This window comes from Streptomyces sp. NPDC058751, from assembly GCF_042746485.1.
Classification (GTDB): Bacteria; Actinomycetota; Actinomycetes; order Streptomycetales; family Streptomycetaceae; genus Streptomyces.
Genome location: NZ_JBHYPZ010000003.1, coordinates 61,691 through 76,645, shown reverse-complemented (window position 1 = coordinate 76,645; position 14,955 = coordinate 61,691). Strand labels below are relative to the sequence as shown.

At 70.3% G+C, this 14,955-nt stretch carries 12 protein-coding genes; 8 read left to right on the top strand and 4 right to left on the bottom strand.

Translation table 11 applies throughout. The features are described 5' to 3' along the window. Window positions 1-42: 42 nt before the first annotated feature. Together ACFW6B_RS04035 and ACFW6B_RS04030 are read right to left on the bottom strand one after the other, a co-directional pair. The gene (locus ACFW6B_RS04035) at window positions 43-1,566 is read right to left on the bottom strand and encodes an MFS transporter (RefSeq protein ID WP_386592174.1); all 1,524 of its coding nucleotides are present in this window, start codon (window positions 1,564-1,566) and stop codon (window positions 43-45) included. A gap of 221 nt (window positions 1,567-1,787) precedes the next feature. Then, on the bottom strand, window positions 1,788-2,339 hold the full coding sequence (locus tag ACFW6B_RS04030) for an NADAR family protein (RefSeq protein ID WP_386591775.1): 552 nt from the start codon (window positions 2,337-2,339) through the stop codon (window positions 1,788-1,790). Between the two features lie 207 nt (window positions 2,340-2,546). Between ACFW6B_RS04030 and ACFW6B_RS04025 the strand changes: the two genes are divergently transcribed. The 8 genes from ACFW6B_RS04025 to ACFW6B_RS03990 all read left to right on the top strand — a co-directional run bounded on the left by ACFW6B_RS04025 (window position 2,547) and on the right by ACFW6B_RS03990 (window position 12,309). Beyond that, window positions 2,547-4,073, top strand: a complete 1,527-nt coding sequence (locus ACFW6B_RS04025; protein ID WP_386591774.1) for a gamma-aminobutyraldehyde dehydrogenase — start codon at window positions 2,547-2,549, stop codon at window positions 4,071-4,073. A 76-nt stretch (window positions 4,074-4,149) separates the two neighbouring features. Continuing rightward, window positions 4,150-5,397, top strand: a complete 1,248-nt coding sequence (locus ACFW6B_RS04020) for a spermidine/putrescine ABC transporter substrate-binding protein (protein ID WP_386591773.1) — start codon at window positions 4,150-4,152, stop codon at window positions 5,395-5,397. A 5-nt stretch (window positions 5,398-5,402) separates the two neighbouring features. Beyond that, entirely contained in the window at window positions 5,403-6,554 is a 1,152-nt protein-coding gene (locus tag ACFW6B_RS04015; protein WP_386592172.1) for an ABC transporter ATP-binding protein, read from the top strand. Further along, a complete protein-coding gene (locus ACFW6B_RS04010; protein ID WP_386591772.1) occupies window positions 6,554-7,483 on the top strand; it encodes an ABC transporter permease in 930 nt (309 codons plus the stop codon). Before ACFW6B_RS04015 ends, ACFW6B_RS04010 begins: the two co-directional genes overlap by 1 nt. Continuing rightward, window positions 7,484-8,284: an ABC transporter permease gene (locus tag ACFW6B_RS04005; protein WP_386591770.1), complete on the top strand. Its 801-nt coding sequence runs from the start codon at window positions 7,484-7,486 to the stop codon at window positions 8,282-8,284. Between the two features lie 30 nt (window positions 8,285-8,314). After that, window positions 8,315-9,742, top strand: a complete 1,428-nt coding sequence (locus tag ACFW6B_RS04000) for an NAD(P)/FAD-dependent oxidoreductase (protein WP_386591769.1) — start codon at window positions 8,315-8,317, stop codon at window positions 9,740-9,742. A gap of 151 nt (window positions 9,743-9,893) precedes the next feature. Beyond that, window positions 9,894-10,352, top strand: a complete 459-nt coding sequence (locus ACFW6B_RS03995; protein ID WP_386591768.1) for a hypothetical protein — start codon at window positions 9,894-9,896, stop codon at window positions 10,350-10,352. Window positions 10,353-10,473: 121 nt separating this feature from the next. After that, window positions 10,474-12,309 carry a chitinase gene (locus ACFW6B_RS03990; RefSeq protein ID WP_386591767.1) on the top strand — a complete coding sequence of 612 codons (1,836 nt, stop codon included), beginning with the start codon at window positions 10,474-10,476 and terminating at the stop codon, window positions 12,307-12,309. Here ACFW6B_RS03990 and ACFW6B_RS03985 read toward each other — a convergent pair. Together ACFW6B_RS03985 and gabT are read right to left on the bottom strand one after the other, a co-directional pair. Further along, window positions 12,248-12,898, bottom strand: coding sequence for a phosphatase PAP2 family protein (locus tag ACFW6B_RS03985; protein ID WP_386591766.1), 651 nt, complete (start codon window positions 12,896-12,898; stop codon window positions 12,248-12,250). The genes ACFW6B_RS03990 and ACFW6B_RS03985 overlap by 62 nt on opposite strands. A gap of 436 nt (window positions 12,899-13,334) precedes the next feature. After that, window positions 13,335-14,669 carry a 4-aminobutyrate--2-oxoglutarate transaminase gene (gene gabT / locus ACFW6B_RS03980; protein WP_386591765.1) on the bottom strand — a complete coding sequence of 445 codons (1,335 nt, stop codon included), beginning with the start codon at window positions 14,667-14,669 and terminating at the stop codon, window positions 13,335-13,337. Between the last annotated feature and the right edge of the window lie 286 nt (window positions 14,670-14,955).

Here is a 14,955-nt window from a genome sequence, read left to right as displayed (position 1 = left end):
GACCCGCGGCCGGCGCGTCCGCGGACCGCTCCGGCGGCGGTGTCAGCCGGCCGGCGGGGGATCGTCCCGCGCCGTCGCCCTCCCGTGGCCCCCGGGGTGGCGCAGGGCGCAGAGGAATCCGACGGCGAGCGCGATCGCCATGCCGTAGAAGACGTACTGGTTGGCCTCGGCGAAGTCCGTCCGCACGCTCGCCATCACGTCGCGCATGGTCGACGCCGTGGCGCCGGTGCCCGTGGGCTGCCGTGCGTCGGAGTTGCCCGTGACGGCCTGGGCGATGTCGTCGGCGATGCCGTGGGCCGCGGACGACGACAAGCCGTGGGACGTGAGCGTCGAGACGACCCTGTCCGTCATCGTGTGCGTCAGGACGGTCCCGAAGACGGCGAGACCCACGCTCGCCGCGTAGTTGCGGACGGTCTGCGTGATGCCGGTGACCTCGCCGTAGGAGGCGCCGATGGACCGGTTGACGGCGTCGGTGGACGCGGGCGCCAGGACGAAGCCGATGCCGGCGCCCGCGAGGGCGACGTAGGGCCACTGGTCGTGCATCGACAGGTCGGTCAGCTTGCCGGCCCAGAGGTAGAACCCGACCGCGCCCAGGGCGGTGCCGATCTTCATGGGCGGCCGCGCGCCCTTCTTGTCCAGCATGCGGCCGCCCCACTGGGAGGCGATCGCGAAGCCCGCGAAGAAGTACAGCAGGTAGAGCGCCGCCTGGTTGGGGGAGGCGCTGAGGGAGACCTGGGCGTAGACCGAGGCGAAGAAGAAGACCGGGACGAAGGCCAGCATGGCGAAGAAGAGCACCAGGGCGTCCACGGTGAACGCCTTGTCCCGGAAGACCGTCAGGTCGACCAGCGGATGGCGCCGGTCCCGTTCGTAGCGGCAGAACAGGACCAGGACGACGAGGCCGCCCACGATGCAGGCCCAGGTCGCCACGCTGTCCCAGCCCCAGGACGCGGCCTGCTGGAATCCGAGCACGCTCAGGCCCATGCCCACTGCGATGAGCACGGCCCCGACGCCGTCCAGCGACTCGTCGCGCCGCCGGTCGGGAATGCGCGCCAGCACGGTCAGGACGAGGGCCACGACGGCGACGGGCACGTTGACCCAGAAGATCGCTCGCCAGGTCCACGCCGTGAGCCAGCCGCCCAGCAGCGGACCGACGGCCGTCAGCGCTCCCGACAGCCCGAAGAAGAGGGCCAGGGCCCGGCCACGCCGTTCCACCGGGAACACGGCCACGACCACGGCGAGCGCCGCGGGGAAGAGGAGGGCGGCCCCCAGGCCCTGGGTCGCCCGGAAGACGATCAGCCAGGGCTGGGCGAGGTCCCCCTCGGGCACACAGCCGCACAGCACCGACGAGACGACGAACACGAGGGTGCCGGTGACCACGATCCGGCGTGGTCCGAGCAGGTCGGCCAGTCGTCCGCCGAGGGCGAAGAAGGCGGCCAGCGACAGCAGGTAGGCGTTCACCACCCACTGCATGCCGGACGCCGAGAGTCCCAGTTCGCGGACGATGTCCGGTGCCGCGATGGACACGATCGTCTGGTCGATGAACGTCATCGACACCGCGAAGAGCATCGCCGTCAGTGCCAGCGACTGGTTCGGGGTGCGGGGGCCTGGGGGCGCGGTGTCGTCCCGCTCCGTATCGGTGCCGGTCACGCGCACAGTCTCGGCCGGATCGTCCGCCGCTGCATCCGGGCCGTCGCGCTGCCGGGCACGTGCCGAGAGGTGCCGAGGGCACCCGCGGAGAACCGTCGAGGGCGCCCGTGGAGCCGCCGCCCCGCTGCCGAGCCCAGCGGCTAGCGCAGTCGCTCGCGTGCCTCCATCAGGGCGAAGCCCAGCAGGTTCTCGCCCCGCCAGCGGCGGGGGTCGTAGGCGCCCTGGTCGGTGGCGGAGAGTCCGATGCCCCAGACCCGGTCCATGGGGCTCGCCTCGACCAGCACCCGCCCGCCCGTGCCCACCAGGAACGCCCGCAGGTCGGGGTGGGCGGCGAACTTGTGGACGCTGCCCTCGACGACGATCCCGAACCGCTCGCGCTGCCACACGGTCTCGTCGAAGCCGCGCACCAGCCGCCCGGCCTTCTTGGCGAGCGCGGGGTTCTCCGCGGCGACCGCCTGCCGCTCGGCCTCGGCGTCACGGAAGAGGCGCGCCTTGGACGCCATCATCCAGTGCTCCGCCGTCGCGTACTCGACTCCCTCGACGACGAAGGGCGACGGCCACCACTGGCTGAGACAGCTCGGTCCCACCGAGCCGTCCGGCCTCGGGCGGTGCCCCCAGAAGTGCAGGTACTTCACCGGTGCCCCCGAGGCTACCGCGCTGACCAGCGCCTCGCGTGTATCGATCTTCACCATGCACGCCACTTTGGCACGCACCACTGACACACCGTCCCGCCTTTTCCGGGAGGACTCGACACCTGGTCAAAGGATTCCGTCGCGTAACCAAAAGGCAACAACGGAATCACTTGTTGGAGTCCTTTTGCTCTGTCAGGATCGGCACTCAAATCGAGCTGGAGCTACGCCTACCCTCGTCTTGACGGGAGGACGGCGGAGGAGAGCGACATGCACAATCCGGGCCATCGCTTCCAGGCGCAGGACCGCCTCGCGGACGGCGCGCAGTACATCGGGGGCCGCCTGACGAAGGGCACCTCCGGCCGTACGCACGCGGTCGTGAACCCCGCCACCGGCGAGGAGGTGTACACGTACGAGCTGGCGAGCACCGCCGACGTGGACGCCGCCGTCGCGGCCGCCCGCGCGGCGTTCCCCGGCTGGGCGGCCACCACCCCCGGGGAGCGGTCCGACGCGCTGCACCGGTTCGCCGCCGTGCTCGCCGACCGGGCCGAGGAGTTCGCGCAGGCCGAGTCGCTGCAGTGCGGAAAGCCCCTCAAGCTCACCCGTGAGTTCGACGTCCCGGGCACCATCGACAACACCGCGTTCTTCGCGGGCGCCGCCCGGCACCTGCAGGGCCAGTCGGCCGGTGAGTACTCCGGCGACCACACCTCGTACGTACGCCGCGAGCCCATCGGTGTCGTCGGCTCCATAGCGCCCTGGAACTACCCGCTCCAGATGGCCGCCTGGAAGATCCTCCCCGCGATCGCGGCCGGCAACACGATCGTGCTGAAGCCCGCCGAGCCGACCCCGCTGACCTCCCTGCTGTTCGCCGAGGCGGCCACCCACGCGGGCATCCCGGACGGTGTGATCAACATCGTCACGGGCCTCGGCAAGGAGGCGGGCGAGCACCTCGTCGGCCACCCCGACGTCGCCATGACGTCCTTCACCGGCTCGACCGCCGTCGGCAGGCGCGTCGCCGAGATCGCCACCTCGACCGTCAAGCGCCTCCACCTGGAGCTCGGCGGCAAGGCGCCCTTCGTCGTCTTCGACGACGCGGACCTGGAGGCCGCCGCGCAGGGCGCGGTCGCCGGTTCGCTCATCAACACCGGGCAGGACTGCACGGCCGCCACGCGCGCGTACGTGCAGCGGCCTCTCTACGAGGCGTTCGTCGAGCGCACCGCCGCCCTGATGGCGAGCGTCCGGGTGGGCGACCCGTTCGCGCCCGGCACCGACCTCGGACCGCTGATCTCGCACGCCCAGCGCGACCGCGTCGCCGGATTCGTCGACCGGGCCCGCGGCCACGCGCGCGTGGTCACCGGCGGCGAGGCCCCGGGGGGAGAGCTGGAGAAGGGCGCGTACTACGCCCCCACGCTCGTCGTGGACGCCGCGCAGGACAGCGAGATCGTGCAGGCCGAGATCTTCGGCCCGGTGCTCGTGGTGCTGCCCTTCGACACCGACGACGAGGGCATCGCGCTGGCCAACGACACCCCGTACGGACTGGCCGCCTCCGCCTGGAGCCGCGACGTCTACCGGGCGAACCGCGCGACCCGCGAGATCAAGGCCGGCTGCGTGTGGGTCAACGACCACATCCCGATCATCAGCGAGATGCCGCACGGCGGATACAAGGCATCCGGCTTCGGCAAGGACATGTCCGCCTACTCTTTCGAGGAATACACCCAGGTCAAGCACGTCATGTTCGACAACACCGCGGTCGCCGAGAAGGACTGGCACCGCACCGTCTTCGGGGACCGGTCGTAGCCGGCGGACCGGCTACGACCTTGTGGCAGACCAGGCCGCGACCACGGCCGCGATCCATCCGAAAGGGCACCAGAGCATGGAGCAGTACGAGCCCGAACGCCCGTCCCCGGCACAACTGGCCGCCATGCGGCGCAGCCTCCGCAGCGGCAGGGCGTCCCTCACCCGCCGTTCGCTGCTGCGCGCCTCGGCGGGCGGCGCGCTGGCCGTCGGCGGACTCGGGGCGCTGACCGGCTGCGGGATCCCCGCTGCCGGCCGGACCCAGGGCGGCACCTCCGCCCAGGACCACTCGGCCACGGAGAAGACCCTCAGCTTCTCCAACTGGACCGAGTACATCGACCTCGACGACAGCGGCAAGCACCATCCGACGCTGGACACCTTCCGCAAGCGGACGGGCATCTCGGTCAAGTACACCGAGGACATCAACGACAACAGCGAGTTCTTCGCCAAGATCAAGCCGCAGCTCGCCGCGGGCCAGGACACCGGCCGCGACCTGATCGTCCTCACCGACTGGCTGGCCGCCCGCGTGATCCGGCTGGGCTGGGTCCAGAAACTGGACCCGTCCAACCTTCCGCACGCCTACACCAACCTGTCGCCGCAGTTCCGCAACCCGGACTGGGACCCGGGACGCGCCTACTCCTACCCGTGGCAGGGCATCCCCACCGTCATCGCCTTCAACAGGAAGGCCCTCGACGGCATCGAGGTGAAGTCGGTCTCCGACCTCCTCGACAACCCGAAGCTCAAGGGCCGCGTCTCGTTCCTCTCGGAGATGCGCGACACCATGGGCATGACCATGCTCGACATGGGCAAGGACCCGGGGAAGTTCACCGACGACGATTTCGACGCGGCGATCGCCCGGCTGCAGAAGGCCGTCGACAAGGGCCAGATCCGCCGCTTCACGGGCAACGACTACACTTCCGACCTCACCAAGGGCGACATCGCGGCCTGTGTCGCCTGGGCCGGCGACGTCGTCCAGCTCAAGAACGACAGCCCGGAGATCGACTTCGTCATACCGGACAGCGGCTACATGACGTCGACCGACAACCTGCTGGTCCCCAACAAGGCGCGTCACAAGACGAACGCCGAGCGGCTGATCGACTTCTACTACGAGCCGGAGCAGGCCGCCGCGCTCGCCGCGTACATCAACTACGCGACTCCGGTCGAAGGCGTGAAGCCCTACCTTGCCAAGATCGACGAGGGCGCGGCGAACAACCCGCTGATCGTTCCCGACAAGGCCATGCAGGCCAGGTCCCACTCCTTCCGCGCGCTGAGCCAGAAGGAAGAGACGGCCTGTGAAGAGAAGTTCGCGAAGCTCACAGGGGCGTGACGATGATGACGACAGAGAACAGCGGCGACGTCCGCCTCACCGGGATCAGCAAGACCTACGGCTCCTTCACCGCCGTGCACCCGCTCGACCTGACCGTGCCGCAGGGCTCCTTCTTCGCCCTGCTCGGCGCCTCGGGCTGCGGCAAGACGACCACCCTGCGCATGATCGCCGGTCTGGAGGAACCTTCCTCCGGCACCGTGCACCTCGGCGACCAGGAGGTGACGCACCTGCCGCCCTACAAGCGTCCGGTGAACACCGTCTTCCAGTCGTACGCGCTCTTCCCGCACCTGGACATCTTCGAGAACGTCGCCTTCGGCCTGCGCCGGCGCGGCATCAAGAGCGTCAAGAAGCAGGTCGAGGAGATGCTCGACCTGGTCCAGCTCGGTGAGCAGGCGCGCAAGAAACCCCACCAGCTCTCCGGCGGCCAGCAGCAGCGCGTCGCGGTCGCCCGCGCGCTGATCAACCACCCCAAGGTGCTGCTCCTGGACGAGCCGCTCGGTGCCCTCGACCTCAAGCTGCGCCGCCAGATGCAGCTGGAGCTCAAGCGGATCCAGACCGAGGTCGGCATCACCTTCGTGCACGTCACGCACGACCAGGAGGAGGCCATGACCATGGCCGACACGGTCGCCGTGATGAACGGGGGCCGTGTCGAGCAGCTCGGCTCGCCCGCCGACCTGTACGAGAACCCGCGGACCACGTTCGTCGCCAACTTCCTCGGCACCTCGAACCTCATCGAGGCCGAGGTGGACACCAGGAGCGGCGAGGACGTCGTCCTGAAGGCGGGCGGCGGCAAGCTGGTGCTGCCCCGGGCGCGATGTTCGGCCCCTGCGCAGGCCGGCGGCAAGGTCCTCGTCGGCGTCCGCCCGGAGAAGATCTCCCTCACGCACGCCGACGACGCGGGCGAGATACCCGCCGGCCGCAACCGGATCACCGGCAGGATCGCCCACTCCAGCTTCATCGGCGTCTCCACGCAGTACGTCGTCGACAGCGCCGTCTGCCCCGAGTTCGAGGTCTACGCCCAGAACATCGAGCGCGACTCCCGGCTCGTCCCCGGCGCGGAGGTCGTCCTGCACTGGAGCCCGGCGCACACGTTCGGCCTCGACGCGAACCAGGACATCGACGCCGGTGTCGACACGGCCGAGGAGGAGGCCGCCTGATGGCCACCGTCACCGAGGCCGAAGCGCCACCCCTCGCGCCGCCGGCCGACCCGAAGCCGCCGAAGAAGCGGGGCCGCCTCGTCCCGTACTGGCTGCTGCTGCCCGGCCTGCTCTGGCTGGTCGTCTTCTTCGCGCTGCCGATGATCTACCAGGCCTCCACGTCCGTGCAGACGGGCTCCCTGGAGGAGGGCTACAAGGTCACCTGGCACTTCGCGACCTACTGGGACGCGCTCACGGAGTACTGGCCGCAGTTCCTGCGCTCGGTCTCCTACGCGGCCGCCGCCACGGTCCTGTGCCTGCTGCTCGGCTACCCGCTGGCATACCTGATCGCCTTCCGCGCGGGCCGCTGGCGCAACCTGATCATGATCCTGGTGATCGCGCCCTTCTTCACCAGCTTCCTGATCCGCACCCTGGCCTGGAAGACGATCCTCGCCGACAGCGGCCCGGTCGTCGGCGCGCTCAACACGCTGCACGTGCTCGACGTCACCACCTGGCTCGGCTGGACCGCGGGCGACCGCGTCCTCGCGACGCCACTGGCCGTCGTGTGCGGTCTGACGTACAACTTCCTGCCGTTCATGATCCTGCCGCTCTACACCTCGCTGGAACGCATCGACGGCCGGCTGCACGAGGCCGCGGGCGACCTGTACGCCAGACCCTGGACGACCTTCCGCAAGGTCACCTTCCCGCTGTCGATGCCGGGCGTGGTCTCCGGAACGCTGCTGACCTTCATCCCGGCGTCCGGCGACTACGTCAACGCCGAACTCCTCGGCTCGACCGACACCCGCATGATCGGCAACGTCATCCAGACCCAGTTCCTGAGGATCCTGGACTATCCGACGGCCGCCGCCCTCTCCTTCATCCTCATGGCCGGGATCCTCCTCATGGTCACGGTCTACATCCGCCGGTCCGGGACGGAGGACCTGGTCTAAATGCCCTTCGTCAACTGGCTCAAGCGCCATCTCGTCGTCATCGCGGGACTGCTGACGCTCTCCTATCTGCTGCTGCCCAACGTCGTCGTCACGGTGTTCTCCTTCAACAAACCGAAGGGGCGCTTCAACTACGAGTGGCAGCGGTTCTCCACGGACGCCTGGAAGGACCCGTGCGGCGTCGCCGACATGTGCGGCTCGCTCGGGCTCAGCCTCCAGATCGCCGTCTGGGCGACGCTCGGGGCCACCGTCCTCGGCACGATGATCGCCTTCGCGCTGGTCCGCTACCGCTTCCGCGCGCGCGGCGCCGTGAACTCGCTGATCTTCCTGCCGATGGCGATGCCCGAGGTCGTCATGGCCGCCTCGCTGCTCACCCTGTTCCTCAACATGGGCGCCCAGCTCGGCTTCTGGACGATCCTGATCGCCCACATCATGTTCTGCCTCAGCTTCGTCGTCACGGCCGTCAAGGCCCGTGTCATGTCGATGGACCCGAGGCTGGAACAGGCCGCCCAGGACCTCTACGCAGGACCGGCGCAGACCTTCCTGCGGGTCACCCTGCCCATCGCCGCCCCCGGAATCGCCGCGGGCGCGCTGCTCGCCTTCGCGCTCTCCTTCGACGATTTCATCATCACCAATTTCAACGCGGGCTCGACCGTCACGTTCCCCATGTTCGTCTGGGGTTCGGCACAGCGCGGAACACCCGTCCAGATCAATGTCATCGGTACGGCCATGTTCCTCGTCGCCGTCCTGTTCGTCCTGTCCGGAATGATCATCGGAAATCGCCGGAACAGGCAGAAGGCATAACACCCGTCACCCTTGTGGGGAGTTGAAATCATGGCCCCAAGCGCCATGACCCGTGGTAATCAGTGGACGAAATCCCTTTCCGACGCCCAGCCGGTCCCGTACTGGCTGGACGACCCCGGCAGGCCCCGCCCCGAGCCCGCGCTCACCGGTGCCGAGACCTGCGACCTGCTCGTCGTCGGCGGCGGCTACAGCGGGCTGTGGACCGCGCTGATCGCCAAGGAGCGCGACCCCGGGCGGGACGTCGTCCTGGTGGAGGGCCGCGAGGTGGGCTGGGCCGCCTCGGGCCGCAACGGCGGCTTCTGCGCCGCCTCCCTCACGCACGGCCTGGCCAACGGGCTCGCCCGCTGGCCGGGCGAGATCGGGAAGCTGGAGGAGCTGGGCGCCCGCAACCTCGACGGGATCGAGGCGGCCGTCGCCCGCTACTCCCTCGACTGCGACTTCGAGCGCAGCGGCGAGATCGACGTCGCCACCGAGCCGCATCAGGCGGCCGAACTGCGCGAGTGGTACCAGGAGCTGGAGCGGCGGGGCCTCGCCGAGGGCATCGAGTTCCTCGACGCCGCGGCGGTACGGGAACAGGTCGACTCCCCGACCTTCCTGGCGGGGCTGCACGACCGCCGCGGGGTCGCCATGCTCCACCCGGCGAAGCTGGCCTGGGGCCTCAAGCGCGCGTGCGTGGAGCTCGGGGTGCGGGTGTACGAGCACACGCCCGCCCTCGACCTGAAGCCGTACGGCGCCGGCATGGCCGTCCGCACCCCGTACGGCTCGGTCCGCGCCCGTCGGGTGGCCCTCGGCACCAACATCTTCCCCAGCCTGGTCAGGCGCGTCCGCCCGTACACCGTCCCGGTCTACGACTACGCGCTGATGACCGAACCGCTCACCCCCGAACAGCTCGCCTCCGTCGGCTGGAAGAACCGCCAGGGGCTCGGCGACTCGGCGAACCAGTTCCACTACTTCCGGCTCTCCGCCGACAACCGCGTCCTGTGGGGCGGCTACGACGCGATCCACCACTACGGCGGCCGGGTGCGCGCCGAGTACGACGACCGCCCGGAGACCTACGCCAAGCTCGCCGGGCACTTCTTCACCTGTTTCCCGCAGCTGGAGGGCGTCCGCTTCTCCCACGCCTGGGGCGGCGCCATCGACACCTGCTCCCGGTTCTCGGCGTTCTTCGGCAGCGCCCACCAGGGCAAGGTCGCCTACGCGGCCGGCTACACGGGCCTCGGCGTGGGCTCCACCCGGTTCGGCGCGGAGGTGATGCTCGACCTGCTGGCGGGGGAGCGCACCGAACGCACCGAGCTGGAGATGGTCCGCAGGAAGCCGCTGCCGTTCCCGCCCGAGCCGTTCGCCTGGACCGGCATCGCGCTCACCAAGTGGTCGCTGGCACGGGCGGACACGCACGGCGGCCGGCGCAACCTGTGGCTGAAGGCGATGGACAGACTGGGCCTCGGCTTCGACAGCTAGTGCCGCGTCAGCCAAGGTTCGCCCTTTGAGGAGCGGCGGCCGGTGAGTTGGATGCTTGTCGATTCTTCTCCGGAACCCGCGTAATGAACCGCCCGGACCTCCCTCTCCCCCTGTGACGCGACCCGCGTCGACACGAGAGGGAGGTTCCGTCATGACAGGGCCCAAGGCGGCGGTCGAGTGGCTGGCATCCGTGGCTCCGGACCCCGAGGCGTGCCGCTGGGAGTGGGAGCGCGGCCCCCGAGGGGTCGCGCTGCTGCCGGCGGGAAAGGTCTGGGACGTCCTGATCCTGCCGGCCGAGCTCGGCTATCCGACCCTCGACGTGCTGACCCGGGTGCTCGACCGGCCCGGCCCGGTGCTCGTCGACTTCGGCGACGCCCGGATGGGCTTCTTCGTGCCCGCGGGCACCGCCGCCAGGTGGCTGGGCACGGGGGTGCGCACGGCGGGCCCCGGCACCTGGATCGTGGTGCCCTACCCGGGACGGGTGGCCGGCGGGGTCCGCTGGCTGGTCGAGCCGGACGGCTCGGGCACGCTCACCGACCCGGCGCTGCTCGAACTGGCCATGCACGAGGCCGCGGCGGGCCTCGCCGGCGACGGGGACCGGCGCCGGTGAGGAGGAGATCCCGGACCCGGTCCGAACTCCGTTGCCTGCCGGAGGACTTGACAACCGAATTGGTCTGGACCAAGTTGGGCGCGCGCTTTCTCCCCCAACTCCCCCATGCCCGGAGGCAGTCATGGCCCCCGCTCCACACGACAGACCCCTCGCACACCGCAGCCGAAGGCTGCTCGCAGCCTGTGCGGCCACCGTCCTCGCCGTGCCCGGCCTGGTGGCGCTCTCCTCGGCCGCCCGGGCCGCGGACGTCGACCTCGTCAAGAACGGCGGCTTCGAGTCGGGCCTGGGCAACTGGACCTGTACGGCGTCCACGACCGTCAACTCGCCTGTTCACAGCGGTAGTTCGGCGATGATGGCGACCCCGGCCGGCAGTGACCACGCGCAGTGCTCGCAGACCGTGACGGTGAAGCCGGACGCGCAGTACACCCTCTCCGGCCACGTCCGCGGCGCCTACGTCTACCTCGGTGCGACCGGCACCGGCACCACCGACGTCAGCACCTGGACCCCGTCCGCCGCGGACTGGCAGAAGCTCAGCACCACCTTCCGCACCGGTGCCTCCACCAGGCAGGTCACGATCTACACGCACGGCTGGTACGGCACCGGCGCCTACTGGGCCGACGACCTGTCGCTGACAGGTCCCGGAGCCGACGCGGGGCAGCCGCCGGCCGCGCCCACCGGTCTGAGGACCGGCACGGTCACGTCCTCCTCGGTCGGCCTGTCCTGGACGGCGGTGTCCGGCGCGACCGGCTACGCCGTCTACCGCGACGGGGTGAAGGTCCAGACGGTCACCGGGACCTCGGCCACCGTGAGCGGGCTCACCGCCTCCACCGCGTACTCCTTCCAGGTCGCCGCGGTGAACGACGCGGGCGAGTCCGCGAAGTCGGCGACCGTCACCGCGACCACCTCGGCCGGATCCGGCGGCGGGGGCGGAGGCTCCTCCGACCTGCCCGCGCACGCGCTCGTCGGCTACCTCCACGCGAGCTTCGCCAACGGCGCCGGCTACACGCGCATGGCCGACGTGCCCGACAGCTGGGACGTCATCGACCTGGCCTTCGGCGAGCCGACCTCGGTCACCTCGGGGGACATCCGCTTCAACCGCTGCCCGGTCACCGAGTGCCCCACGGTCGAGAGCGACGCCGACTTCAAAGCGGCGATCAAGGCCAAGCAGGCGGCCGGCAAGAAGGTGCTGATCTCGATCGGCGGCCAGAACGGACAGGTCCAGCTGAGCACCACGGCCGCCCGTGACACCTTCGTCTCCTCGGTCTCGAAGATCATCGACACCTACGGCCTGGACGGCCTGGACATCGACTTCGAGGGCCACTCGCTCTCCCTCGACGCGAGCGACACGAACTTCAAGAGCCCGACCACCCCGGTGATCGTCAACCTCATCTCGGCCCTGAAGACCCTGAAGGCCAAGTACGGCTCGAAGTTCGTGCTGAGCATGGCCCCGGAGACGTTCTTCGTCCAGCTCGGCTACCAGTACTACGGCACCGGCAAGTGGGGCGGCCAGGACCCGCGCGCCGGGGCGTACCTCCCGGTGATCCACGCCCTGCGGGACGACCTGACCCTCCTGCACGTCCAGGACTACAACTCCGGGTCGATCATGGGCCTCGACAACCAGTACCACTCCATGGGCGGCGCCGACTTCCACATCGCGATGACCGACATGCTCCTGACCGGCTTCCCGGTCGCGGGCGACGCGAACAACGTCTTCCCGCCGCTGAGGCCCGACCAGATAGCCGTCGGCATGCCCGCCACCACCAACGCGGGCAACGGCTACGTGTCCCCGGCCGAGGTCACCAAGACCCTCGACTGCCTGACGAAGAGGACCAACTGCGGCTCGTACGCGACCCACGGCACCTGGCCGGGCCTGCGCGGTCTGATGACGTGGTCGGTCAACTGGGACCGGTTCGGGGGCTGGGAGTTCTCGCGGAACTTCGACGCGTACTTCGGCTGAGGAAGAGCCACAGACAGGACAGCAGCACCGCGCAGAGGCACCAACTGGCCACGACGTCCAGTGGCCAGTGGTAGCCGCGCCGCACCAGACCGAAGGCCACGCACGCGTTCAGGGCCACACAGGCGAACAGCAGCGCGCCCCGGGCTCCGGCGGTGCGGAGCAGCGGGAGGAGGAGCAGGACCGCCGCCCCGTACGCGACGAAGGCGGTGGCGGTGTGCCCCGAGGGATAGAAGCCGGTACCGGGCCCCATGACCGGGGGGCCCGGCCGGGAGACGAGTTCCTTCAGGGGCACGATCACCGCGGGGACGAGGAGCATCAGGACCGCGGCGGCGGCCGGGGGCAGCCACCAGCGGTCCAGGCCGGCGGCGCGGTTCCGCCGGGCGACGGGGAGCAGCGCCAGTGCGAGGACCGGCACCGCCACCTGGACACTGCCCAGGTCGGCGAGCAGTTCGGAGAACCGGTCGGGGTGGACCAGGCCGTCGCTCAGCCGCTCGTCCAGGCCCACGAGCGGGCCGTCCGCCGCGACCTGCCAGGTGATGAGCGCGAAGCACAGGGCGGGCAGGCCGAGCAGGAGGGGCGTGCGGGACATGGGGGACAGACTGCCATGGTCCGGCGCCGGCGGGAGGGACGGGAGGAAGGAGCCGGCCGCCTCGGAACAGGGGGGGTGGTTCCGAGGCGGCCGTCCGGACCGGAATACCGCGCGCCCCGGGGGGTTTGGGGCGGGCGGCGTCCGATCGGTGAGGAGAACCGGAGCCGCAAGCTCCGGGTGTGTGCGCGAGGGCACGGCCAGGGCGGAGCCGGGAGGTCTCGGCCCGGTGCAGCCCGCAGTCCCCTGCGGACGGGTGTGTCCCTGATCCGGTTAGAACCTACGGCAGGGGGTGGGGCTCCGACAGACGGATTCGCGTCCCGCCATGCACCTCGCACACCTTCTTCACACGCCCCCACGGGAACGCCGCAGCACCGGAGTCCGGCGGAATCCGCCCGTGGGCGGTTACCGGGACTCCGGTGCTGCGGCGGTGTGCGCGTCAGATGCGGGTGAAGGCCTGCTCGATGATGTCGAGGCCCTCGTTCAGGAGGTCGTCGCCGATGACCAGCGGGGGCAGGAAGCGGAGGACGTTGCCGTAGGTGCCACAGGTCAGGACCAGCAGGCCCTCCTGGTGGCAGGCCTTGGCGAGCGCGCCGGCCGCCTCCGGGTTCGGCTCCTTGGTGGCCGGGTCCTTGACCAGCTCGATCGCGATCATGGCGCCGCGTCCGCGGACCTCGCCGATGATCTCGAACTTCTCCGCCATGGCGCCGAGACGGGTCTTCATGACCGACTCGATGTGCTTCGCCCTGGCGTTGAGGTCGAGCTCCTTCATCGTCTCGATCGAGCCGAGCGCACCGGCGCAGGCCACCGGGTTGCCGCCGTAGGTGCCGCCCAGGCCGCCCGCGTGGGCGGCGTCCATGATCTCGGCGCGGCCCGTCACGGCGGCGAGCGGCAGGCCGCCCGCGATGCCCTTGGCGGTCGTGATCAGGTCCGGGACGATGCCCTCGTCCTCACAGGCGAACCACTGGCCGGTGCGGCAGAAGCCGGACTGGATCTCGTCCGCGACGAAGACGATGCCGTTGTCCGCGGCGAACTGGCGGATCGCCGGCAGGAAGCCCTTCGCGGGCTCGATGAAGCCGCCCTCGCCGAGCACCGGCTCGATGATGATCGCGGCGACGTTGTCGGCGCCGATCTGCTTGTTGATCATGTCGATGGCCTGGGCGGACGCCTCGGCGCCGGCGTTCTCCGGGCCCGTCAGCCAGCGGTAGCCGTAGGCGACCGGCACGCGGTAGACCTCGGGCGCGAACGGACCGAAGCCGTTCTTGTACGGCATGTTCTTGGCGGTCAGCGCCATCGTGAGGTTCGTACGGCCGTGGTAGCCGTGGTCGAAGACGACGACGGCCTGGCGCTTGGTGTACGCGCGGGCGATCTTGACGGCGTTCTCGACGGCCTCGGCACCCGAGTTGAACAGGGCGGACTTCTTGGCGTGGTCGCCCGGGGTCAGCTCGGCGAGCGCCTCGGCGACGGCGACGTAGCCCTCGTACGGCGTGACCATGAAGCAGGTGTGGGTGAAGTCCTGCAGCTGGGCGGAGGCCCGGCGCACGACCGCCTCGGCGCTCGCGCCGACCGACGTCACGGCGATGCCGGAGCCGAAGTCGATGAGGCGGTTGCCGTCGACGTCCTCGATGATGCCGCCGCCGGCGCGCGCGGTGAAGACCGGGAGCGTCGAACCCACACCGGCCGCGACCGCGGCGAGGCGCCGGGCCTGCAGCTCCTGCGACTTCGGGCCGGGGATGGCGGTGACGACGCGGCGCTCCTGCGGAACTGCGGTCATGAGGGGCTCCCTGATGATCTTGCGAACCGGACGGTCCCCGGCGGATGCGGGGCGGTCCGGGCGGGGGGTTTTCGGACGCTTGCCTTCTTTTCTTCGCAGGCTAGAGCCGAGGAGGGGGGCTCGGCATGCGCCATGTGGGCGTTGTCGGAGGAATTCGTTGTCCGCGGTGGACATAGAGGAGCGGACGCGCGGCGCCCCGTCCCGTCGCGGGCCCGGCCGTGTAAACGGTGAACTCGCCCCGCGGGACCACTAGATTGGCCTGAGAGCGACAGGCGGACTGGCTGGT

Coding starts and splice junctions, on each gene's coding strand:
- ACFW6B_RS04035 (WP_386592174.1), bottom strand. CDS start 1,566: ATGCTCTTCGCGGTGTCGATGACGTTCATCGACCAGACGATCGTGTCC.
- ACFW6B_RS04030 (WP_386591775.1), bottom strand. CDS start 2,339: ATGGTGAAGATCGATACACGCGAGGCGCTGGTCAGCGCGGTAGCCTCG.
- ACFW6B_RS04025 (WP_386591774.1), top strand. CDS start 2,547: ATGCACAATCCGGGCCATCGCTTCCAGGCGCAGGACCGCCTCGCGGAC.
- ACFW6B_RS04020 (WP_386591773.1), top strand. CDS start 4,150: ATGGAGCAGTACGAGCCCGAACGCCCGTCCCCGGCACAACTGGCCGCC.
- ACFW6B_RS04015 (WP_386592172.1), top strand. CDS start 5,403: ATGACGACAGAGAACAGCGGCGACGTCCGCCTCACCGGGATCAGCAAG.
- ACFW6B_RS04010 (WP_386591772.1), top strand. CDS start 6,554: ATGGCCACCGTCACCGAGGCCGAAGCGCCACCCCTCGCGCCGCCGGCC.
- ACFW6B_RS04005 (WP_386591770.1), top strand. CDS start 7,484: ATGCCCTTCGTCAACTGGCTCAAGCGCCATCTCGTCGTCATCGCGGGA.
- ACFW6B_RS04000 (WP_386591769.1), top strand. CDS start 8,315: ATGGCCCCAAGCGCCATGACCCGTGGTAATCAGTGGACGAAATCCCTT.
- ACFW6B_RS03995 (WP_386591768.1), top strand. CDS start 9,894: ATGACAGGGCCCAAGGCGGCGGTCGAGTGGCTGGCATCCGTGGCTCCG.
- ACFW6B_RS03990 (WP_386591767.1), top strand. CDS start 10,474: ATGGCCCCCGCTCCACACGACAGACCCCTCGCACACCGCAGCCGAAGG.
- ACFW6B_RS03985 (WP_386591766.1), bottom strand. CDS start 12,898: ATGTCCCGCACGCCCCTCCTGCTCGGCCTGCCCGCCCTGTGCTTCGCG.
- gabT (WP_386591765.1), bottom strand. CDS start 14,669: ATGACCGCAGTTCCGCAGGAGCGCCGCGTCGTCACCGCCATCCCCGGC.